The 21,849-nt window shown below is 68.9% G+C and carries 22 protein-coding genes; 12 read left to right on the top strand and 10 right to left on the bottom strand.

Annotation, left to right across the window (positions count from 1 at the left end):
• The first annotated feature begins 100 nt into the window (after window positions 1-100).
• Window positions 101-1,264 carry a GNAT family N-acetyltransferase gene (locus tag CRT60_RS31635; protein ID WP_098740383.1) on the top strand — a complete coding sequence of 388 codons (1,164 nt, stop codon included), beginning with the start codon at window positions 101-103 and terminating at the stop codon, window positions 1,262-1,264.
• A 3-nt stretch (window positions 1,265-1,267) separates the two neighbouring features.
• Here CRT60_RS31635 and CRT60_RS31630 read toward each other — a convergent pair whose 3' ends face one another.
• The 5 genes from CRT60_RS31630 to CRT60_RS31610 form a co-directional block, all read right to left on the bottom strand.
• Window positions 1,268-2,380, bottom strand: a complete 1,113-nt coding sequence (locus tag CRT60_RS31630; protein WP_098740382.1) for a CaiB/BaiF CoA transferase family protein — start codon at window positions 2,378-2,380, stop codon at window positions 1,268-1,270.
• Between the two features lie 49 nt (window positions 2,381-2,429).
• Window positions 2,430-3,470, bottom strand: coding sequence for a GTP 3',8-cyclase MoaA (moaA, locus tag CRT60_RS31625; RefSeq protein ID WP_098740381.1), 1,041 nt, complete (start codon window positions 3,468-3,470; stop codon window positions 2,430-2,432).
• A 133-nt stretch (window positions 3,471-3,603) separates the two neighbouring features.
• Window positions 3,604-5,670 (bottom strand): 4Fe-4S dicluster domain-containing protein, encoded by a 2,067-nt coding sequence (locus CRT60_RS31620; protein WP_098740380.1) that lies wholly within the window; start codon window positions 5,668-5,670, stop codon window positions 3,604-3,606.
• Between the two features lie 172 nt (window positions 5,671-5,842).
• Window positions 5,843-6,694, bottom strand: a complete 852-nt coding sequence (locus CRT60_RS31615; RefSeq protein ID WP_098740379.1) for an ABC transporter substrate-binding protein — start codon at window positions 6,692-6,694, stop codon at window positions 5,843-5,845.
• A gap of 104 nt (window positions 6,695-6,798) precedes the next feature.
• The gene (locus CRT60_RS31610) at window positions 6,799-7,500 is read right to left on the bottom strand and encodes an ABC transporter permease (protein ID WP_098741126.1); all 702 of its coding nucleotides are present in this window, start codon (window positions 7,498-7,500) and stop codon (window positions 6,799-6,801) included.
• Between the two features lie 86 nt (window positions 7,501-7,586).
• On the opposite strand from CRT60_RS31610, the gene fdhD reads away from it, so the two are divergent.
• The 11 genes from fdhD to CRT60_RS31560 all read left to right on the top strand — a co-directional run bounded on the left by fdhD (window position 7,587) and on the right by CRT60_RS31560 (window position 17,176).
• Window positions 7,587-8,468: a formate dehydrogenase accessory sulfurtransferase FdhD gene (fdhD, locus tag CRT60_RS31605; RefSeq protein ID WP_098741125.1), complete on the top strand. Its 882-nt coding sequence runs from the start codon at window positions 7,587-7,589 to the stop codon at window positions 8,466-8,468.
• Window positions 8,458-9,105, top strand: a complete 648-nt coding sequence (gene mobA / locus CRT60_RS31600) for a molybdenum cofactor guanylyltransferase MobA (protein ID WP_098740378.1) — start codon at window positions 8,458-8,460, stop codon at window positions 9,103-9,105. Before fdhD ends, mobA begins: the two co-directional genes overlap by 11 nt.
• Window positions 9,102-9,623, top strand: a complete 522-nt coding sequence (locus CRT60_RS31595) for a DUF3305 domain-containing protein (protein WP_098740377.1) — start codon at window positions 9,102-9,104, stop codon at window positions 9,621-9,623. Before mobA ends, CRT60_RS31595 begins: the two co-directional genes overlap by 4 nt.
• On the top strand, window positions 9,620-10,171 hold the full coding sequence (locus CRT60_RS31590) for a DUF3306 domain-containing protein (protein ID WP_098740376.1): 552 nt from the start codon (window positions 9,620-9,622) through the stop codon (window positions 10,169-10,171). The genes CRT60_RS31595 and CRT60_RS31590 overlap by 4 nt, the downstream gene beginning before the upstream one ends.
• 452 nt (window positions 10,172-10,623) lie before the next feature.
• On the top strand, window positions 10,624-11,250 hold the full coding sequence (locus tag CRT60_RS31585) for a TorD/DmsD family molecular chaperone (protein ID WP_098740375.1): 627 nt from the start codon (window positions 10,624-10,626) through the stop codon (window positions 11,248-11,250).
• Window positions 11,251-11,266: 16 nt separating this feature from the next.
• Window positions 11,267-11,518 carry a formate dehydrogenase gene (locus tag CRT60_RS37360; RefSeq protein WP_244592863.1) on the top strand — a complete coding sequence of 84 codons (252 nt, stop codon included), beginning with the start codon at window positions 11,267-11,269 and terminating at the stop codon, window positions 11,516-11,518.
• A 13-nt stretch (window positions 11,519-11,531) separates the two neighbouring features.
• Entirely contained in the window at window positions 11,532-14,432 is a 2,901-nt protein-coding gene (locus tag CRT60_RS31575) for a formate dehydrogenase subunit alpha (protein ID WP_098740374.1), read from the top strand.
• A gap of 18 nt (window positions 14,433-14,450) precedes the next feature.
• Window positions 14,451-15,128, top strand: coding sequence for a formate dehydrogenase FDH3 subunit beta (fdh3B, locus tag CRT60_RS31570; RefSeq protein ID WP_098740373.1), 678 nt, complete (start codon window positions 14,451-14,453; stop codon window positions 15,126-15,128).
• A gap of 2 nt (window positions 15,129-15,130) precedes the next feature.
• Entirely contained in the window at window positions 15,131-15,313 is a 183-nt protein-coding gene (locus tag CRT60_RS35940) for a lipoprotein (RefSeq protein ID WP_143273429.1), read from the top strand.
• A gap of 25 nt (window positions 15,314-15,338) precedes the next feature.
• Entirely contained in the window at window positions 15,339-16,382 is a 1,044-nt protein-coding gene (locus CRT60_RS31565) for a formate dehydrogenase subunit gamma (RefSeq protein WP_167421841.1), read from the top strand.
• A 104-nt stretch (window positions 16,383-16,486) separates the two neighbouring features.
• On the top strand, window positions 16,487-17,176 hold the full coding sequence (locus tag CRT60_RS31560) for a class II aldolase/adducin family protein (protein ID WP_098740371.1): 690 nt from the start codon (window positions 16,487-16,489) through the stop codon (window positions 17,174-17,176).
• Between the two features lie 23 nt (window positions 17,177-17,199).
• On the opposite strand, the gene CRT60_RS31555 is transcribed toward CRT60_RS31560, so the two are convergent.
• From CRT60_RS31555 to CRT60_RS31535, 5 genes are all read right to left on the bottom strand, one after another.
• Window positions 17,200-19,203: a sensor histidine kinase gene (locus tag CRT60_RS31555; protein WP_244592862.1), complete on the bottom strand. Its 2,004-nt coding sequence runs from the start codon at window positions 19,201-19,203 to the stop codon at window positions 17,200-17,202.
• A gap of 198 nt (window positions 19,204-19,401) precedes the next feature.
• Window positions 19,402-20,205: a DODA-type extradiol aromatic ring-opening family dioxygenase gene (locus CRT60_RS31550; protein ID WP_098740369.1), complete on the bottom strand. Its 804-nt coding sequence runs from the start codon at window positions 20,203-20,205 to the stop codon at window positions 19,402-19,404.
• 163 nt (window positions 20,206-20,368) lie between these two features.
• A complete protein-coding gene (locus CRT60_RS31545; RefSeq protein WP_098740368.1) occupies window positions 20,369-20,848 on the bottom strand; it encodes a F0F1 ATP synthase subunit B family protein in 480 nt (159 codons plus the stop codon).
• Window positions 20,845-21,495 (bottom strand): F0F1 ATP synthase subunit B family protein, encoded by a 651-nt coding sequence (locus CRT60_RS31540; protein WP_098740367.1) that lies wholly within the window; start codon window positions 21,493-21,495, stop codon window positions 20,845-20,847. Before CRT60_RS31540 ends, CRT60_RS31545 begins: the two co-directional genes overlap by 4 nt.
• Before the next feature lie 92 nt (window positions 21,496-21,587).
• Window positions 21,588-21,812 carry an ATP synthase subunit C family protein gene (locus CRT60_RS31535; protein WP_012973363.1) on the bottom strand — a complete coding sequence of 75 codons (225 nt, stop codon included), beginning with the start codon at window positions 21,810-21,812 and terminating at the stop codon, window positions 21,588-21,590.
• Window positions 21,813-21,849 lie beyond the last annotated feature (37 nt).

Genomic DNA, 21,849 nt, shown 5'->3' with positions numbered 1-21,849 from the left:
GGCCCGATGGGCGCCGGGGCGGCGGCCAGGGCGGCGGCGGTGCCTTGCTGTCTTGCGGCATGAAGCCTACCTCCTTGCCATCGTTCAAGGAGACGCATGCATGCCCGACGGCAACGATGCCATCACCGTCAAGGTTCTGACCGGGATCGACGAGGCGGACCAGCAGGGCTGGGACGCCTGCGCCGGTCCCGGCAACCCGTTCCTCTCCCACGCCTTCCTTCTGGCGTTGGAGGATTCGGGATCGGCGTGCGGGAAGTCCGGCTGGCAGCCCAGCCATCTTGCCGCCTTCGACGGTTCCGGCCGCATGGTCGGCGCGGTGCCGGCCTATCTGAAAAGCCATTCCTACGGCGAGTATGTGTTCGATCACGCCTGGGCCAACGCCTTCGAGCGGGCGGGCGGCGGCTATTACCCCAAGCTTCAGGTGGCGGTGCCCTTCACCCCGGTGCCGGGTCCGCGGCTGCTGGTGGCGCCCGGACCGCAGTCCGAGGCGGTCGCCGATGCGCTGGTCGCGGCGCTGGAGCAGGTGACGGAGCGCTATGGCGTCTCCTCCGCCCACGTCACCTTCCCGGAGCGGGCCGACTGGGACCGGCTGGGTCAGGCGGGGTGGCTGCAACGGCTTGGCGTGCAGTATCACTGGCACAACCGCGGCTATGGCAGTTTCGACGAGTTCCTGGAGGCGCTGAACTCCCGCAAGCGCAAGGCGATCCGCAAGGAGCGGCGCGAGGTGGCCGAAAGCAGCGTGCGGCTGCACACCCTGACCGGCGACGACCTGAAGCCGGAGCATTGGGATGCCTTCCACCGCTTCTATCTGGAGACCGCCGACCGCAAATGGGGCGGCGGCTATCTCAACCGCCGCTTCTTCGACCTGCTGGGCCGGACCATGGCCGACCGGGTGGTTCTGGTGATGTGCGAGGATGGCGGGGAGTGGGTGGCCGGCGCGCTCAACCTGCTGGGCGACGATGCGCTGTACGGCCGCAACTGGGGCTCCGACGGGAGCTACCGCTTCCTGCATTTCGAGGCGTGCTATTACCGCGCGCTGGATTTCGCCATCGAGCGCGGGCTGGCGCGGGTCGAGGCCGGTGCGCAGGGCGAGCACAAGATCCAGCGCGGCTACCTGCCGGTGCCGACCTACAGCGCGCACTGGATCGCAGACCCCGGCTTCCGCCGGGCGGTGGACCGCTATCTCAAGCAGGAACGTCCGGCGGTGGAGGCGGAGATCGACGCGCTGGACGAGGAACTGTCGCCCTACCGGCGGGAGGGCTGAGGCCTATTCCCAGCCGGCCAACACCGCCGCGGCGTCGCTCTCCTGCACCGGTGCGCGGGATGGCGGCGGAGCGCCGTCGACCCGCAGGCCCATCAATGTCTCCACCAGAGGCTCCGGGCCGGCCGAGACGCGGACCTGCCCGCGGGCGGCGACGTGCGGATGGTCGTGGACCTCCGCCAGCTCCGGCACGGCCTCGAAACAGCAGTCGACCGGATCGAGCAGCGCCTTCCACTCCGCCAGCGTCCGGCCGGCGAACAGCGCTTCCAGCTCCGCTGTCAGGGCGGTCTGGGGCAGGGGATCCTCCTGCCGGGCGATCCAGTCGGGGCGGCCGACCGCCTCGCAGAAGCCGGCCCAGAACTTGGCCTCCAGTGCCGACAGGGTGATGAAGCGGCCGTCGGCGGTGCGGTAGATGCGGTAGCAGGCGGCCCCGCCCGACAGCAGAGCCTCGCCGCGCTTCGGCAGGGTGCCGCGCGCCGCCGCGGTGAGGGTCATGCCCTGCCAGCCCAGCACCGATTCCATGATCGACAGGTCGAGGAAACAGCCCTCTCCCGTCCGTTCCCGCCCCAGCAGCGCGCCCGCCACCGCCAGCGCCGTCTGTTGGGCCGAGGCGAAATCGGCGACCGGCAGGTAACTGATCACCGGCCGGTCCGGCAGCCCGGAGGCATCCAGCCCGCCACCGACCGCCATATAGTTCAGGTCGTGCCCGGCCCGCGCCGCATAGGGGCCGTCATAGCCCCAGCCCGACAGGCTGGCATGGACCAGCCGCGGGTTGATCTCCCGCAGCCGCCCGCGGCCCAGCCCCAGCTTGTCCATCACGCCCGGCCGGTAGCTCTCGATCAGCGCGTCGGCCTTCGCCAGCAGCCCTTCAAGCGCCGCGCGTCCCTCGGCCGATTTCAGGTCGATGCGGATGACGGTCTTGCCGGCGTTCAGCAGCTTGTAGGCGGCGGTGGTGCCGTCGCTGTCGGCGGGTCCGAGCCGGCGCAGCGGATCGCCCCCCGGCGGCTCCACCTTGACCACCGTGGCGCCCAGGTCGCCGAGAAGCTGTGCCGCATAGGGGCCGGGCAGATATTGCCCAAGGTCGATGACGCGCAGTCCGGTCAGGAAGGGCAGGGGCATGGCGGTGCTCGCTCTTGGTTGCTGATCGGACCTGCGGGATTTCAGTCCCTCACCCCCCGGTGACGCTCATGTGCCGCCCGACGGCCGGACCCTGGTGGCGGCGGTCGATGATGAAGTCGTGGCCCTTGGGCTTGCGGGTGATCGCCTCGCGCACCGCATCGATCAGCGGGCCGTCCTCGTCGCTGACGCGCAGCGGCGTGCGCAGGTCGGCGGCGTCCTCCTGGCCCAGGCACATGTAGAGCGTGCCGGTGCAGGTCAGCCGCACGCGGTTGCAGCTTTCGCAGAAATTATGGGTCAGCGGCGTGATGAAGCCGACGCGCTGGCCGGTCTCCTCCACCCGGACATAGCGGGCGGGGCCGCCGGTGCGGTGGTCGCTCTCGGTCAGGGTCCAGCGCGTCTGCAACTCGGCCTTCAGCATGGTCAGCGGCCAATACTGGTCGAGCCGGGCACCCTCGCCGATGTCGCCCATCGGCATCACCTCGATGAAGGTCAGGTCGAAGCCCTGCTCGCCGCACCAGGCCACCATGCGGTGGATCTCGTCGTCGTTGACGCCCTTCAGCGCCACCGTGTTGATCTTGATCTTCAGCCCGGCGTCCTTGGCCGCCTGGATGCCGCCCAGGATCTTGTCCAGCTTGCCCCAGCGGGTGATGGCCTGGAACTTGTGCGGATCGAGCGTGTCGAGCGACACGTTGATCCGCCGCACCCCGGCCTCATACAGCCCGGCGGCATGCTTGAACAGCATGGTGCCGTTGGTGGTCAGCGTCAGCTCGTCGAGGTCGCCCGACTTGATGTGGCGGCCCAGCGAATGGATCAGCCGCATCACGTCGCGCCGCACCAGCGGCTCGCCGCCGGTCAGCCGCAGCTTGCGCGTGCCCAGCTTGACGAAGGCGCTGCACAGCCGGTCCAGCTCCTCCAGCGTCAGCACCTCCGCCTTCGGCAGGAAGCTCATGTCCTCGGCCATGCAGTAGACGCAGCGAAGGTCGCAGCGGTCGGTCACCGACACGCGCAGATACTCCACCTTGCGGCCGAACGGGTCGACCAGCGGAGCGATGGCGGCTGACGGCAAGGCTTCGGACACAGGGTTGGTCATCGCTGGACTCCAGGGGCGGCCACTGACGGGCAGCCACAGTATATGTTCGCCACACGCACCATGTGCAACGGTGACGGGAGCGTATTCCACATCACGGTATGCCGACTTTGACGACGATCAAGGGGTCTCGGCGTCACATCAGCTTTTGCCGCACCGCCGCCGGTTGTGCGTTCCGTTCGGCCTCCTCGCGTTCGCGCAGGTCGTCGTCGGTGGTGCGCGGCACCGGCCGCTGGCCCAGGGCGAAGGGCTCGTTGCCGCGTTCGAACTGGTCGCGGACCCGGCAGTCCTCGCACATGCGGATGCGGTTGGCGGCCTCCGGCGTGGCGAACATCCAGTGCTTGCCCGCCAGCGTCGTCACGATCTTCTCGATGGAGGATTTGGTGGCGAAGGGCTTGCCGCAGGACACGCAGCAGAAGGGCTCCTCCTCCTTCACCACCGCGGCACCGCGGGCCTGGTCGCGGAAGTCGATCTCGGGCACCAGGGAGATGACCTTCTCCGGGCAGGTGGTCTTGCACAGGCCGCACTGCACGCAGGCGTCCTGGGCGAAGGACAGCATCGGCTTGTCGGCATTGTCGAGCAGCGCGCCGGTCGGGCAGGCGCCGACGCAGGACAGGCACAGCGTGCAGCCTTCGACATCCACCGACACCCGGCCGAAGGGCGCGCCCGGCGGCAGGGGCAGAACCTCCACCGGAGCCGGGGCGGCCTTGTGCAGATGGCGCAGCGCCAGCATGGTGACCGTGCGCTTCGGCCCCATCGGCAGGAACATTCCCGCCTCGACCGCGTCGGCGGGCAGGGCGGCGGGCAGGGCCCACAGCTCGTCCGCCACCGCGTCGGGATCGGCGGCGTCGATCACCGCCACCCGGCCGGAGCCGTAGCCGAGCCCGCTGAAGGCGGCCTCCGCCAACCCGATCTGCGAGGCGAGGCCGGCGGTCTCGCCTTCGTTCTCCGGCCCGGTCAGCAACCGGACATGGGTGCAGCCATAGGCCAGCGCCAGGGCGAACAGGTCGAATCCGACCTGCGTCACCTCGTTCAGCGCGAAAGGCAGCACGCGGGCCGGCAGGCCACGGCCATGCCGCGCCATCATGCCGACCAGCGCGTCGCCATGGCGCGGATCGTGGATCAGCAGCGCCGGTGCAGCACCACCGGCCTTGCGGTAGGTGGCCAGCAGAGTCCGCAGCCGCTCATAGACGGTGGCGGCCGGCGGCAGGGCGTAGGTCGCGGCACCGGTCGGGCAGACCGCGGCGCAGGATCCGCAGCCGGCGCAGACATGCGGGTCGATGGCGACATGGTCGCCGTTCGGCGTGATCGCCCCGGTCGGGCAGACGTCCAGGCAGCGGGTGCAGCCGGTCTTGCGGCTGCGCGAATGGGCGCAGAGATCGGCCTTGAAGTCGACGAAGCGCGGCCTCTCGAACTCGCCGACCAGATCGGCGATGTCCAGCAGCGCCTTGGCGACCTGCGCCGGGCTGTTGGGATCGGGCCGCAGATAACCGTCGCGGCGCTTGTGGTCGGGGAACAGCGGCGTGCCGCCGGTCAAATCGAGGATCAGGTCGCAGCGGGCCGACGCCCCCTGCCGCACCGGCTCGAAGCCCAGAGCGCCGCGGGAGGAGGGCAGGGCCGGGGCGTAGTCGTCCACCACGATCTCGAAGGCGCCGACCCAGCCGCGGGCGCTGCGGATTCGGCCGCGGAAGATCGCCGCGTCCATCACCGGCGGTGGCGGGATGTCCCTGGCGCTGGTCAGCAGGACGGTGACGTCCAGCCGCTTGGCCAGTTCCCGGCCCGCCTCGATGGCGCGCTCGTCGTTGCCATAGACCAGACAGGTGCCCTGGGAGGTCAGGGTCAGCGCACCGGTGGGCGGGATCGGCAGGGCGGCCTCGGCCAGCAGCGCCGCGATTTTCGGCAGCGCCTGGGCGCCCTCGTCCGACCAGCCGGCGCGCTCGCGGATGTTGGTGAAGGTCAGGTCGGTGTCGGGTGCTACTTCCGCCGCGATCTCGGCAAACAGCGGTGCTTCCTGGGTGCAGGCGACCAGCAGAGGCTGGCCGGCGGCGACCGCCGCCTCGAAACGGTCGAGCTGCGCCCGGCAGAGCTGGGTGTGCACGGTGGCGGCGGCGCCCTCGCCGCAAGCCTTGCCCAGGGCCGTCCCGTCCAGCGCGATGCTGTGCGCGCAGTCGCAGACGAGCACCGTCCGTTCGCCGATCTTCATCGTCCCCAAAACTCCTGTCGCTTGGGGCTGACGCCCCTGGCCTGAGGACACTCATATGGGGGAATGCAGGGCGATGGGAATGGGAATCTTGTCAGGGGCGATCCGGACAAACGCCGGCTGGACGGTTCCCGCGACCCTTCCGGACGGCAGGATCGCGGGAAGCCGCCGCTTCTTACGCCCCCGGTTCGTTGGCGTTCGGGAAGAACAGCTGCTCGCCGTTGATCTGGTAGTCGGCGATGGCCTTCTGCCCTTCGGCGGAGACCAGCCAGTCGACGAAGGTCTGGCCGTCGGCCGCCTTGACATGGGCGAACTTGGCTGGGTTGACCAGCATCACGCCATACTGGTTGAACAGGCGCTTGTCGCCCTCGACCAGCACCGTCAGCGGGCCGCGGTTCTTGAAGTTCAGCCAGGTGCCGCGGTCGGTCAGGGCATAGCCGTTCATCGCGGCGGCGGTGTTCAGCGTCGGGCCCATGCCCTGGCCGATGGAACGGTACCAGCCACCTTCCGACTTGGCCGGGTCGAGGTTGGCGGTCTTCCACAAGGACAGTTCGGCCTTGTGCGTGCCGCTGTCGTCGCCGCGCGACACGAAGGGCGCCTTGGCCCCGGCGATCTTCGACAGGGACTGGGCGACATCCTTGCTGCCCTTGACGCCGGCCGGGTCGCTGGACGGGCCGACGATGACGAAGTCGTTGTACATCACCGGCTTGCGCACGGTGGCGAAGCCCTCGGCGACGAACTTGTCCTCCGACGGCTTGTGGTGGACGAACAGCACGTCGGCGTCGCCGCGCTTGGCGAGGTCGATGGCCTGGCCGGTTCCCTTGGCGACGACCCGCACCTCGATGCCGGTCTTGGCGGTGAATTTCGGCAGCAGCGAGCCGAACAGGCCCGAATCCTCGGTCGAGGTGGTGGAGGCCACCGTGATGAAACGGTCGGCGGCCGATGCTGCCGACGGGGCGGCGACCTGGACCAGACCGGCCACGGCTACGGCGGCGGCAAAGCCCAGCACGAATGAACGGCGCAGCATCCCTCAATTCCTCCCACATCGTTGTTGTCTTGCTGACATAGCGCAGTCGGGCCGCGGGTGCAAAGGTTCGGCCTGCTTTTTCCGGTTCGTGCCGGCCCCCGCCATCAGGCCGGTCTGGCCGCCGTCTCCTTCAGCAGCGATGCCGCGAGGTTCACCGCCAGCGACAGGGTCATCAGCACCAGCCCCAGCCCCAGCGCCATCGGCAGGTCGCCCTTGCTGGTCTCCAGCGCGATGGCGGTGGTCATGACGCGGGTGACGTGCTCGATGTTGCCGCCGACGATCATCACCGCCCCAACCTCCGCCGAGGCGCGGCCGAAACCGGCCAGCACGGTGGTGACGAGGCTCCAGCGCGCCTCCGCCAGCAGGGTGGTCAGGCGCCTTATGGGACTTGCTCCGGTGACGCGCAGCAGGTCGTCATATTCGACCAGCAGATCCTCTACCGTCTGGCGGGAGAGCGACGCGACGATGGGCACGATCATCACCGTCTGGGCGACGATCATCGCCGTCGGGGTGAACAGCAGGCCCAGCACCCCGAACGGGCCGGAGCGCGACAGCAGCAGATAGACCACCAGCCCGACCACCACCGGCGGCAGCCCCATCATGGTGTTCAGCGCGACAGCGACCGCCCGCCGGCCGGGAAAGCTGAGCGCCGCGACGGCAGCGCCCAGCGGCAGGCCGATCAGCGTGGCGACGGCGACGGCGGACAGGCTGACCCGCAGCGACAGACCGACGATCCGCATCAGCGCGTCGTCCATCGACAGGATCATGGAAAAAGCCACGGCCAGGGCTTGGGAAAAATCCTGCATGAAGTCCAAATCACTGTTCGAATCACTTCGGCGAGGGCTTGTCCGACGGACGCCGCTCGCCCACACTCGCGCGCATGAGCCCGACCATGAGCCTGAAGACATTCACCATAGCGCCGGACCCGGCGAATCCCAAGCTGACCGAGCGCGTCCGCGGCCTGGACCAGGACGGCCGCGAGATCGAGACCGCCGTGACGGTGGAGCGGCCGCTGACCCTGTACCTGAACGGGCAGGAGATCGTCACCATGATGACGATCGGCGACTATCCCGACTGTCTGGCCGTCGGCTATCTGCTGAACCAGAACATGCTGCGGCGCGACGACCGCATCACCGGCATCGACGTGGACGAGGAGACCGAGACCGTTGTCGTCCGCACCGAGCGCGCGACCGATTTCGAGGCCAAGCTGAAGAAGAAGACGCTGACCTCGGGCTGCGCCCAGGGCACCGCCTTCGGCGACGTGATGGAAACCTTCGAGTCCGTCAGCCTGCCGGCCGATGTGCGGCTGCGCACCTCGTGGATCTACGCGCTGTCGAAGCAGATCAACCTGCAGCCCAGCCTGTATCTGGAGGCCGGGGCCATCCATGGCAGCGTGCTGTGCCAGGAAGACCGGCCGCTGGTCTATATGGAGGATGTCGGCCGCCACAATGCGGTGGACAAGGTCGCCGGCTACATGCACCTGAACGGCATTTCCGCGTCGGACAAGATTTTCTACACCACCGGCCGCCTGACCTCTGAGATGGTCATCAAGACGGTGCAGATGGGCATTCCGATCCTGGTTTCGCGCTCCGGCTTCACCGCCTGGGGCGTGCAACTGGCGCGGCAGGCCAACCTGACGCTGGTCGGCCGGGCCAAGGGCAGGCGCTTCATCGCGCTGGCCGGCACCGACCGTCTGGTCTTCGACACCGACGCCGCGGGAGCCGACGACGAAGATCGCCGGCATGGACGCAAGGGAAGCCGCGATGACGACTAATTCAGCTCACCCGGATATCGGCGGCGTCCTGCTGGCCGGCGGCCTGTCGCGCCGGATGGGCGGCGGCGACAAGTGCCTGCGCCCGCTGGGCGACCGCAGCATTCTGGAGCGCATCGTCGCCACCGTCCGGCCGCAGGTCGGACCGCTGGTGCTGAACGCCAACGGCGACCCGGCGCGCTTCGCCCATCTCCATTTGCCGGTCGCCGCCGATGTGGTGGAGGGCTATGCCGGGCCGCTCGCCGGCGTGCTGACCGGCATGGAGTGGATGCGCGGCACCGCCCCCGGCATCGCCTGGGTCGCCAGCTTCGCCACCGACGCGCCCTTCATCCCGCGCGACCTCGTCACCCGCATGGTGGCGGCGCTGGAGCATGAGGGCGCCGACCTCGCCTGCGCCCGGTCGGGCGGGCAGGAGCATCCCGTTTTCGGGCTGTGGCCGATCCGTCTGGCCGGCGACCTGCGCCGCGCCATGGTGGAGGAGGGCGTCCGCAAGGTCGATGCCTGGACCGCCCGCCACCGGCTGGCCATCGCCGACTTCGCCCTCGATCCGGCCAATCCTGTCGATCCCTTCTTCAACACCAACCGGCCGGAGGATCTGGCCGAGGCGGAACGCCTGCTGGCGTCGGGACATGCGTCATGACGGACAAGCCCGTTCCCCAAGCCCTTGAGCGCATCGAGACCATGCCGCTGGGCATCGTGGTGGAGCGCCGCCGCGGCGTCACCGCCTGGGCCGACTGGAGCTGGCGCCCGGTTTCGGTCATCCCCGGCGCCGGCCCGGTCGAGCCGCCCGGCCGCCTGCTGATGGAGGGCGACGGCTGGAGCCACAGCCACGCCGCCACGCTGACGCTGGAGCTGTTCCGCACCGACACCGAGGGCTACCGCCTGAACCTGTCGCAGGACCCGCCGCGGCTGTGGGTCGTGATGCGTCCCGGTGCGGGTTCTGGTGCCGACGGAGACGAGCTGGTGCCCTTCACGGTCACCGCGTCGGCCCATGAAGGCGAAGGCTATCAGATCGGGGCCGACGTGGTGGAGACGGTGCCGATGCCGGCGGAGGTGATCGCGCTGGTTCGCGACTTCGTCGAGCAGCACCATGTCGACGTCCCCTTCCACAAGCGCGAGCGCAAGCGCCACTTCGACAAGGAGGAGGGGCGGCGGTGAGCGGCGAAGCCTTCCTGTCGCGCTGGTCGCGCCTGAAACGCACGGCGGTCAAGCCGGAGCCGGCCCCGCCGGAGCTGCCGCCGGCCGTTGCGCCGCAGGTGGAGGAGGCTGCGGAGCTTCCCGTCGTTGTGGCGGAAGACGGCCCGGCCGGCACCGCCCAGCCGGAGGCCGAGGCCGACGATCCGCTGAAGGACCTGCCGCCGATCGAGGAGCTGACCGGCGAGTCCGACTTCACACCCTTCCTGCGCGCCGAGGTGCCGGAGGATCTGCATCGTCAGGCCCTGCGCAAGCTGTGGACGTCCGACCCGATCTACGCCAACGACGACGGGCTGAAGGACTACGCCGACGATTATGCCAGCCTGTTCACCGGCGAGGTGCCGGTGAAGACCCTCTACCGCGTCGGCAAGGGCTTCCTCGACATGCTTGACGAGGAGGCAGAGGGGGCGGAGTCCCCGGCTCTCCCCGTGGCGGATATCGACGTCATTACGGCGGACGACACTCCCACTCCCCAACCACCGATCCCCTCTCCCCCCCGGGGAGAGGGTTAGGGTGAGGGGGACGCACAGCGGAACCCATTCGACCCGCGCGCAGTCCTCACCTCCCCATCTCTCCATGCAACGCATCCCCCTCACCCCGACCCTCTCCCGGGGGGAGAGGGGGCTTGCCCCCAAAGCAAGTCCTCCCTCGCAAATTCACTCCCGAAATGCGACGGATCGTCGCGCCGGCACAGACTCCCTCAAAACAAAGGGGCGCTCTGACGGCGCGAGCATAGCGCCGCGATAAAGTTTCATTTGCCCCCACTTCCGGGTGCGTCCTTAGTTGACAAAAGGATAGGTTCAGTCCTTCTATTGTCAGTCTGTGGATTGCTAAGTCACTGTAAGGCAACAGCTTTTCGCAGGTGCATCAAAAGGGGTGCAGGGGTCGGTTCCAAGTACGGCGCGCGGCGGGGCCGCGGACGCCGACGCCCCTGTCTTGCGTTTCCGGGAGGAGTTTGCGGCACGTGTCCAGCGCCGTCGATCACATCGTCCCCCCCGCGGTGGCGGAGGAAGAACTGTTCCGTGCGCAGGTCTATGCCCTGCTGGCGCGCCTGTTCGCGCGCCCGCCCGATGCGGCGTTCCTGACTGCGCTGGGAGATCTCGCGGGGGAGGGCGGCGAGTTCGGCGCGGCTCTCGACCGGCTGGCCGACGCGGCACGCGACAGCGACCCGGCGGCGGTGGAGGACGAGTTCACCACCCTCTTCATCGGCGTCGGCGGCAGCGAGCGCACCCCCTACGGATCCTTCTACCTGACCGGTTTCCTGAACGAGAAGCCGCTGGCGGAGCTGCGCGTCGCCATGGCGCGGCTGGGCATCGCCCGCGCCGACGGCGTGACGGAGCCGGAGGACCACATCGCCGCCCTGTGCGAGATGATGGCCGGCCTGATCGGCGGCGAGTTCGCGCCGGAGGACGGCGACACCGTCGGTCTCGACGGGCAGCGGGCCTTCTTCGACCGCCACGTCGGTTCCTGGGCCGGGCGGTTCTTTGCGGATTTGGAGACCTCGCCGTCGGCCCGCTTCTATCGGGCGGTCGGTGCGGTCGGACGGAGTTTTCTGGCGGTCGAGGCGCGCGCCTTCGACCTTGCGGCCTGAAGTGAGGAGCGAAGCCATGACGCGGAACGCGGTCAAAGCCACGGATGAAGCTGTCAAACAGGGCAAGGATACGCAGAGCACGGACAAGGGGCTCGCCCGTCGCGACCTGTTCCGCGCCGCCGGCCTCGGCGTCGGCGCGCTGGGTGCCGTTGCCGCCGGCGTGACCGCCACCGGCGGACCGGCCGAGGCCGCGCCGGCAGAGACGACCTCCACGGGCTACCGCGAGACCGACCATGTCCGGAAGGTCTACGAAGTCAGCCGCTTCTAAGAGGAACGCCCCGATGCTCATCAAGAAAAGCTCGGCCACCTCCGGCGGCCGCCACCTCGCCCGTACGCTCACCCAGACGCTGGCGACCGCCACCGGCGTCACGGTGGACCGCCGCGCCTTCCTGCGCACCTCCGGCATCGCCGCAGGCGGCGCCGCGCTGGCCTCCGCCATCCCCTTCGGCATGGTGAAGAAGGCCGACGCCGCCACCGCGGCCGCCGTCGCCGGCGCGCCTGTCAAGCAGGTCAAGTCGGTCTGCACCCACTGCTCTGTCGGCTGCACCGTGGTGGCCGAGGTGCAGAACGGCGTCTGGATCGGGCAGGAGCCCGGCTTCGACAGCCCGATCAACCTCGGCTCGCACTGCGCCAAGGGCGCTTCGGTGCGCGAGCACGCCCATGGCGAGCGCCGCCTGCGCTACCCGATGAAGATGGTCGACGGCAAGTGGACCCGGATTTCCTGGGACCAGGCCATCGAGGAGGTCGGCTCCAAGCTGCTGGCGATCCGCGAGCAGTCCGGCCCGGATTCGGTGTTCTGGCTCGGCTCGGCCAAGCACAGCAACGAGCAGGCCTATCTGTTCCGCAAGTTCGCGGCACTCTGGGGCACCAACAACGTCGACCATCAGGCGCGCATCTGCCACTCCACCACCGTGGCCGGCGTGGCGAACGTCTGGGGCTACGGCGCCATGACGAACAGCTACAACGACATCCAGAAGTCGAAGGCGCTGTTCTTCATCGGCTCCAACGCCGCCGAGGCGCATCCCGTCGCCATGATGCATGTGCTGAAGGCGAAGGAGCAGAACGCCGCTCCCCTGATCGTCGCCGATCCGCGCTTCACCCGCACCGCCGCCCACGCCAACGAATATATCCGCTTCCGTCCCGGCACCGACGTGGCGCTGGTCTGGGGCATCCTCTGGCACGTTCTGCAGAACGGCTGGGAGGACAAGGACTATATCGCCAAGCGCGTCTACGGCTTCGACGACATCCGCGCCGAGGTCGCCAAATGGACGCCGGAAGAGGTGGAGCGCGTCACCGGCGTTCCGGGCTCGCAGCTGCACCGCGTCGCCCGCACGCTGGCCTCCAACCGTCCGGGCACGCTGGTCTGGTGCATGGGCGGCACCCAGCACCACATCGGCAACAACAACACCCGCGCCTATTGCGTGCTTCAACTGGCGCTGGGCAATGTCGGCGTGTCGGGCGGCGGCACCAACATCTTCCGCGGCCACGACAACGTCCAGGGTGCCACCGACTTCGGCGTCACCTCCGACAGCCTGCCCGGCTATTACGGCCTGGCCGAGGGCGCGTGGCGCCACTGGGCGCGCGTCTGGGATCTCCCCTATGACGGCATCCTGAAGCGCTTCGGCTCCAAGGCGCTGATGGAGAGCACCGGCATCCCGGTGTCGCGCTGGTTCGACGGCGTGCTGGAAGCCAAGGAGAATCTGGACCAGCCGAACCCGGTCAAGGGCATGGTCTTCTGGGGCCACGCGCCGAACAGCCAGGTCCGTCTGCCCGACATGAAGAAGGCGATGGAGAAGCTGGAGCTGCTGGTCGTCGTCGATCCGTACCCGACGATGACGGCGGTGCTGCCCGACCGCAAGGACAACTTCTACCTGCTGCCGGCCGCGACCCAGTTCGAGACCTCCGGCTCCGCCACCGCGTCCAACCGCTCGGTCCAATGGCGCGACAAGATCATGGAGCCGCTGTTCGAATCGAAGACCGACCACGAGATCATGTATCTCTTCGCCAAGAAGTTCGGCTTCGCGGCGGATCTGGTCAAGAACGTGAAGGTCAACGGGAACGAGCCGTCGATCGAGGACATCACCCGCGAATGGAACCGCGGCATGTGGTCGGTCGGCTACACCGGCCAGTCGCCGGAGCGCCTCAAGCTGCACATGCAGCATCAGGCCACCTTCGACAAGGCGACGCTGCGCGCCGTCGGCGGCCCGTGCGACGGCGATTATTTCGGCCTGCCCTGGCCGTGCTGGGGCACGCCGGAGATGAAGCATCCGGGCTCCGCCAACCTCTACGACACCTCGCTGCCGGTGGCAGAGGGCGGCGGCGCCTTCCGCGCCCGCTTCGGCGTCGAGCGCAACGGCATGACGCTGCTGGCCGAGGGCTCCTATCCGGAAGGGTCGGAGATCAAGGACGGCTATCCGGAAGTCACCATGGCGATGCTCCAGAAGCTGGGCTTCGACGCGGACCTGACGCCGGAGGAACTGGCGGTCATCCAGAAGATCGGCGGCGACAAGATCGGCGCGGTGTCCTGGACCACCGACCTGTCCGGCGGCATCCAGCGCGTGGCGATCAAGCACGGCCTGAACCCGCCGGGCAACGCCAAGGCCCGCTGCGTCGCCTGGAACTTCCCGGACCCGGTTCCGATCCACCGCGAGCCGCTCTACACCCCGCGCCGCGATCTGGTCGCCAGCTATCCGACCTACAAGGACACCAAGTCCTGGCGCGTGCCGACGCTCTACAAGTCCATCCAGGACCGCGACGTGTCGAAGGAGTATCCGATCATCCTCACCTCCGGCCGTCTGGTCGAGTATGAGGGCGGCGGCGACGAGACGCGGTCCAACCCCTGGCTGGCCGAGCTGCAGCAGGACATGTTCGTCGAGATCAACCCGTTCGACGCCAACAATGCCGGCGTCAAGGACGGCCAGCTGGTCTGGGTCGAAGGCCCGGAGAAGGGCAAGGTGAAGGTCAAGGCCATGGTGACCGAGCGTGTCGGCCGCGGCGTCGCCTTCATGCCCTTCCATTTCGGCGGCGTGTATCAGGGGCAGGATCTGCGCTCCAAATACCCGGCCGGGGCCGACCCGATCGTGCTGGGCGAGGCCGCCAACACGGCGACCACCTACGGCTACGATTCGGTGACCCAGATGCAGGAAACCAAGACCACCCTTTGCCGCATCCAGGCGGCCTGACGCACGGGAGTTTGAACCATGGCCCGGATGAAATTCCTGTGCGACGCCGAGCGCTGCATCGAGTGCAACGCCTGCGTCACCGCCTGCAAGAACGAGCATGAGATCCCCTGGGGCATCAACCGCCGCCGTGTCGTGACCATCAACGACGGCAAGCCGGGGGAGCGGACGATCTCGGTCGCCTGCATGCATTGCTCCGACGCGCCCTGCAAGGCGGTCTGCCCGGTCGACTGCTTCTACCAGACCGACGAAGGCGTGGTCCTGCACAACAAGGATCTGTGCATCGGCTGCGGCTATTGCTTCTACGCCTGCCCGTTCGGCGCCCCGCAATATCCGCAGGCCGGCAACTTCGGCACCCGCGGCAAGATGGACAAGTGCACCTTCTGCTCCGGCGGTCCCGAGCCCGACAATTCGGAAGCCGAGTTCAAGAAGTACGGCCGCAACCGTCTGGCCGAAGGCAAGCTGCCGCTCTGCGCCGAGATGTGCTCGACCAAGGCGCTGCTGGCTGGCGACGCCGACAAGGTGTCGGACATCTACCGCGAGCGCGTCGCCGCCCGCGGCTTCGGCTCCGGCGCCTGGGGCTGGGGCACCGCCTACCAGACCAAATCGGGCCAGGAGCGCGGCCAGCCCGGCGGCTCGCTGTTCCAGGGCACCGGCGGTCCGGCCGGCGGAATCCCTGTGCAGAAGCAGGGGCTGTGACGGTGACACGCTCGATGCTGCTGGCGTTCGGCGCCGTCGTCCTGCTGGCCGGCTGCCAGGAGGACGGGGCGCCGCGCCCGGTTCATCTGGACAAGGGCGTCTACCAGGGCGCGGCCGACACGCCGTTGAGCGCCGAACAGGTGCGTGCGCTGCAACAGCGCACCGCCTATCAGGGTGTGCGATAGGGAGCGTCCGATGGAAGGTCATCGCATGAAGACGGCTGCCGCCGCTCTGCTGCTCGGGATCGGGCTTGCCGGCGGTCTGGCGCTGCCGGCCGCCGCCCAGTCCAGCGTCCGCATCGGCGGACCGGCGGAGCAGCAGCAGGTCGACCGCGACGGTCCGATGGTGCCGACCCAGATCCCCGGCCAGAGCCGCGGCGACAGCTGGCACGCCATCCGCCTGGGCGAGCAGGGCAGCGTCTCGATTCCCAACAAGCAGGCCGGCGTGCTGATCCAGTCGGAAGGCGAGGCGTGGCGCGCGGTGCGCAACGGTCCGCTCAGCCAGTACGGGTCCTGGGTATTGGGCGGCATCCTGGCCCTGCTGGCCCTGTTCTTCCTGGTCCGCGGCCGCATCCGCATCGACGGCGAGAAGACCGGCCGCACCATCCAGCGCTTCAACGCCTTCGAGCGCGGCGTGCATTGGATGACCGCCGGCAGCTTCGTCGTGCTCGCCATTTCCGGCCTGAATGTCCTGTACGGCCGGCACACGCTGCTACCGCTGATCGGGCCGGAACCCTTCGCCGCGCTGACCCATTACGGCAAGCTGGCGCACAACTTCTTAGGATTCGCCTTCATCCTGGGCGTGGCGCTGATCTTCGTCCTGTGGGTGCACCACAACATCCCGTCGCGCCATGACCTGACCTGGTTCCTGAAGGCGGGCGGCCTGTTCTCCAAGGGCGTCCACCCGCCGGCGCACAAGTTCAACGGCGGCCAGAAGGTGATCTTCTGGTCCACCGTCGTCGGCGGTGCGGCCTTGGGCTTCACCGGCGTGCAGCTGATCTTCCCCTTCAGCTTCGCCACGCTGGAGGAGATGCAACTCTTCCAGCTGGCCCATGCGGCGATTGCCGTGATCATGATCGCCATCATCCTGGCGCACATCTACATCGGCTCCATCGGCATGGAGGGCGCCTTCGACGCCATGGGTGACGGGCAGGTCGAACTGCAATGGGCGCGCGAGCACCATTCCCTGTGGGTCGAGGACGTGACCGGCGAGAAGGTGCGCCACGGCCATCGCCACGGGACACCGGCGGAGTAGGGCAGGGGCGGGGCGATGCGTCCAGCTTTCCCTCCGCTCTTCCCTTGACCCTGTCGGCACTCCATGGCCCCTTGGGCGCTCCCGCCATTCCGGATGCGCCCGCCATGACCACCAACCTTTCCGAACGTCAGGCCGTCATCGACGGTTGCCTCGCCATGAACCGGCTGGGCATCAACCAGGGCATGTCGGGGAACCTGTCGCACCGGATCGACGGCGGCTTCCTGGTCACGCCGACCAGCATGCCCTATGACGCGCTGACCCCGGCCGACATCGTCGAGATGGGGTTCGACGGCACCTATCTCGGTGACCGCCGGCCCTCGTCGGAATGGCGCATCCATCGCGACATCCTGCGGGCGCGGCCGGACGTGACCGCCGTCCTCCATGCCCATCCGCCCTTCGCCACCGCGCTTGCGGTGCATGGCCGCGGCATCCCGTCCTTCCATTACATGGTGGCGCTGGCCGGCGGCGATTCGATCCGCTGCGCCCCCTATGCCACCTTCGGCACACAGGACCTGTCGGATCACGCCCTGACGGCGCTGGACGGGCGGCTCGCCTGCCTGCTCGCCAACCACGGCATGATCGTGCTGGGGAGCAGCGTGGCGGGCGCCCTGGCGCTTGCGGTCGAGGTGGAGACGCTTGCCCGCCAGTATCTCTATGCGCAGCAGTTCGGCGAGCCGGCGATCCTGCCCCCCGACGAGATCGCGCGGGTGGCGGAGAAGATGCGGCGGATGAAGTACGGCCAGCCCATCGACGACAATGACGCGCCCGAGGATACGGCGCGCCCGCGTCTCTGACCGGCTGATCCGATCCGTCGGCCTTACGGGCCGATCTGCGTCATCGAGGTGGTGGTGGCGAGATGCCCGGCCGGCTTGAGGGCGGCGACCCGCAGCAGCGGCTTGGCGTTGCCGACCGCCTCGACCTGAAGCGGGCGCTCCTCCGCCGGCGGTTCATAGACGGCGGGCAGGGCGATGGCGATGCGGGTGCCCTGGCCGGGCTCGCTCGCCACCTCGATGTCGCCGCCCAGCATGGCGGTGTAATGGCCGACCAGCGTCAGCCCCAGCCCGGCGCCGCGCGGCTTGCCCTGGCCGCGGGTCGCCACGGCGCCGTTGCCGGCGCCCTGGACGAAGGGCTGGAACAGCCGGCCGGTCTGCGCGGTGGCAAAGCCGCGGCCGGTGTCAGCGACGGTGAAGCGGTACCAGCGGGCGCCGTCGCGCTCCATTCGCTCGGCCGACAGGCTGACGGTGCCGTCCTGGGTGAACTTGCAGGCATTGTCCAGCAGGTTCAGCAGCGTCTGCCGCACCTTGGTGAAATCCGAATGCATCTGGCCGAGCGCGGCCGGCGCCGACAACTCGAGCGCATTGCCATAGAGGTCGGCGGCCGGCATCGATCGCTCGCGCGCCTCGGTCAGCAGCCGGTTGACATCGAAATCCTGCAGGCAGACATCCATCGCCCCGGCTTCGACCTTGGCATAGTCCAGGATGGCGTCGACCAGACCGGTCAGCTGCTCGCCCGTCCACTGGATGTGCTCGACGTCGGTCGCCAGCTCGTCGACGCCCAGCCGGTGCAGGTCGGTCATCAGCGCCTGGCTGGCATTGACGATCTCGGTCAGCGGACCGTGCAGTTCATGGCCCATGTTGACGAGGAAATCGCTCTTGGCCCGGCTGGCGGCATCGGCCATCGCCTTCTCGCGCAGCAGGCGGGTGTGCTCGACCTCCGCCTCGCGGCGCTCGCGTTCGGTATCCTCGGCGGTGCCGCGCAGGGCCTCCACCGCGCGGGCCATGGCGGCGATCTCGTCCTGTCCGGTCAGCGCCGGCAGCGTCAGGTCGGTGCGGCCGGCGGCCAGCGCCGTCACAGCGGTCGCCATCGTCCTCACCGGACCGGCGACGCTGCGCTGGACAAGCCACAGCGCGACGAGCCCGGCCAGCAGGACCAACCCGCCGATCCACAGCGCGACGCTGGTATAGCCGGACAGACCATCGGTGAGAGACACACGCAGCGCCTGGGTTCCGGCCTCCGCCCGGCGACGGATCTCACCCAGATTGGCGGCGATGCCGGCGGCGTTGGCCGCCATCGCCTCGGCGCGCAGATTGTCCTCCTCGACCACCGAGCCTTCGATGGCGGACAGAACCCCGCCCGCCTTCGCCAGCAGGGCGGTGACCTCGTCGATGGACTGCTTGGTGCCGGGAACCCACAGATAGCGGTTCATTTCCGCCAGCCGGTCGCGGGCGGCGGCAAGCTGGGTGCGCATCGCCTCCGCATCCTGCGGATCGCGGCGGTCGACGTAGCGGGTCAGATGTTCCTGCATCAGCAGGGTGGCGATGGCGGCATCGCTGGCGAGTGCGGTCGAATCGACGCCGCCGGCATTCTTGAGCTGGTCGAGCTTGCGGCGGGTTTCCGCGACCAGCGGTTCCAGAACGCCGGTCATCTGGCCGTTGCGGTCGCTGCGCAGCGCGATCAGCTTCTGCACCGCCGCCCAGTAATCCTCCAGCGCGGCGCGGGCCTTGTCGATGCCCTGGCGATCTGCGGTTTCCACCACGGTCTTGGACAGGGCGTCGAGCCGGTCGCGCAGCGTGTCGTGCCGCCAGGAGGCGTCGAGAAGACTCTGGTCGTCGCCGTAGGTCAGATGGTCGCGCACCGCGACCTCCATGTCGCGCAGGCTGACGTCGGCGTCGGCCGCCACCTGCGACAGGTCGGCGCGGCCGGAGAAGGCGCCGATGTCGCGCGACACCGCGTAGAACCAGCCGAGCCCGACCAGGGCCAGCAGGACCACCAGCCCGAGGGCGATGCCGAAGCCGGCGCCCACCCGCGCCGACACGGTCATGTCGCGGAATCGGGTCCGGCGGCCGCTCCGGGACAGAATGCCGTTCCGCTTCACACCGACTCCCGCTCGCGCTGTGCCTGAGGATTCCCGCATCCGACCGGCCACAACCATTGAACGGCCGGTCGCCGCGCGCGCGGATTGTAGCTTGGCTATCCCCCCAGGCAAACAGACAAGTGTGCGACGGAGTACCGCCAAAGGTCAGGCGGCATCGGCCTCTGCGTCAGCTTGCGCGCTGGTGAAGGCGTAGGCGTGCATCCCCAGGCTGCCATGTTCGAAGCCGGCATGCAGCCGTTCGGTCTTCGGCCGCGGACCGGCGGCACCCAGCGCCACCGGCAGCGGCAGGAAATGCTCGTCGGTCGGGTGGGCGCGGCGGGCGTCGGGGCTGGCGTCCAGCCAATTGCCAACGGCTTGCGTGTCGCCGGCCTCAAGCGTTTTATCCAGCCAGCCGGCGAAGCCGGTGGCCCAGGGGGCGGCGCTGTTCCCGCCGAAGCGGAACTCCCGCAGATTGTGAACGGCGCCGCCGCTGGCGAGGATCAGGACGCCGTCGCGCCGCAGCGGCTCCAGCAGGCGGCCGAGCGCGATGTGGTCGGCGGCGCTGCGGTAGGGCATCACCGACAGCTGCGCCACCGGGATGTCGGCCTCCGGATACATCAGCATCAGCGGCACCCACGCACCATGGTCGAGCCCCTGCGACGGATCGACCACGGCGCCGGTCATCGCCGCCACCCGGCCGGCCAGCGCCGGAGCGCCGGGAGCGGCATAGCGCATGCGGTAGAGTTCGTCCGGGAAACCGTAGAAATCGTGAACCGTCTCGGGCGCCGTCGCCCCGCTGACCGCCGGCACCCGGGTGGTCCAATGGGCCGACACCGCCAGAATGGCGCTCGGCCGGCCGAGCTTGCGGCCCAGCCCGGCAAGGAAGTCGCGGCCGGCGCTGGTCTCCAGGATCAGCGTGGGGGCGCCGTGCGAAACGAAGACGGAGGGGAAGGGGGCGGTGTCGGACATCGGTGAACGGAACTCCGGCCGGGCGAAGGGGGAGGGCGGTGGAGAAGGACGGGACCGTTCCATTCGACCAAAGAAAAACCCCGGCGCCAAGGCCGGGGTTTTTCTAAAGTCCGTTGCTCGCACCGCAACAATCGTCGCGACGGAGCTGGGCCAAGCGTACCGATCAGTGCAGGTGCTTCGGCAGCTCGCCGATCGACTGCTCGATCAGCTTGTCGGCCTGAGCCGGGGGCAGGCCGCCGGCCAGGACGCGCCGGCTGGCGCCGATGGCGACGTCGACCGTCAGGTTGCGGACCTCGGCCAGCGCCGAGGCTTCCGCCTGGGCGATGCGGTCCATGGCCTGGGCCTCGCGACGCTTCAGCGACGCTTCCAGGTCGGAACCGGCCTGGGCCTGCAGACGGGCGGCTTCCTCACGGGCGTGGGCCAGAACGGCCTCCGCTTCCTTCTTGGCGTCGGCCAGACGGCTCTGGTAGCCGTTCAGCAGGGCCTGGGCGTCCTTGTGAAGACGCTCGGCCTCGTCCAGTTCGGAGCGGATACGCTCGGCGCGGCCGTCCAGCGCGGTGCCGATGGTGGCGGACGCCTTCTTCCAGACCAGGGCCATGAAGATGACGAAGGCGACGAAGACCCAAAATTCAGGTGCGTTCATCCCCGGCGCTCCTCAAGCACGGCCGCGACGGCGGCATCCGCCTGGGCCTGATCGACGTCGACGCCGGCCAGACGGCCGGTGATGTCGCGGACGATGCCGGCCGACTCGGCGCGGATGTTGGCCAGGGCCTGTTCCTTCGCCGCGGCGATGGAGGCCTCGGCGGTGCTCAGTCGTTCGGCGATGTCGGCGTTCAGCTGGGCCTGACGGGCCTGGCTGTTCGCCTCGATCCCGGCGGCGGCCTGGGCGATGACGCCCTGGGCCTCGGCGCGGGCGCCGGCGAGGGACTTCTCGACCTGGGCCAGGATGGCCTCGGCCTCTTCCTTCAGCTGGGCGGCCTTCGCCAGATCGCGCGAGATGCGCTCCTGACGCGCTTCCAGAACCTCGGCCACGCGCGGGAGCGCCTTCTTGGACATGAGGTAGTAGAGAACGCCGAAGGTCAGAGCCAGCCAGAAGATCTGGGTCGGGAAATTGGCGGGATTGAGCTGCGGCAGGCCGCCGGAAGCGTGCTCGCCGCCGTGCGCCGCGTTCGGAGCGTGCTCCGCCGCGGCCGCCAGGACGGTGCCGGCCATCGTGGTGAGGGTAGCGAGCGAAGCGCCCGCCACGCCCGACCAGCGGGCCAGCCGGCCTTTGGCCAACAGGTTCGGCATGATCGGTCCCCCTAGGCAAAGGAGCGGCGCCGAAACTTCGATCAAGAAGCCCGGCGCCGCGTCAGAGCTGTTTTTTGAAAGCCGCTCTGGCCTTAGGCGAACAGGATCAGGAAGGCGATCAGCAGGGCGAACAGCGCGACGGCTTCCGTCAGCGCGAAGCCCAGAATGCCGATCGGGAAGACCTTCGGCTGGACGGCCGGGTTGCGGGCGATCGAGCCGATCAGAGTCGAGAAGATGTTGCCGATACCCAGGCCGACACCGGCGAGGGCGATAACGGCAAGACCGGCACCGATGAACTTGGCGGCTTGAGGATCCATAGTACTCTCTTCCTCTAGGTAAGGGTGAACTTGTTGG

It is taken from the genome of Azospirillum palustre, assembly GCF_002573965.1.
Lineage (GTDB): Bacteria > Pseudomonadota > Alphaproteobacteria > Azospirillales > Azospirillaceae > Azospirillum > Azospirillum palustre.
Note: the sequence above shows the minus strand (reverse complement) of the source record. Positions and strands in the feature narration are given on the sequence as shown.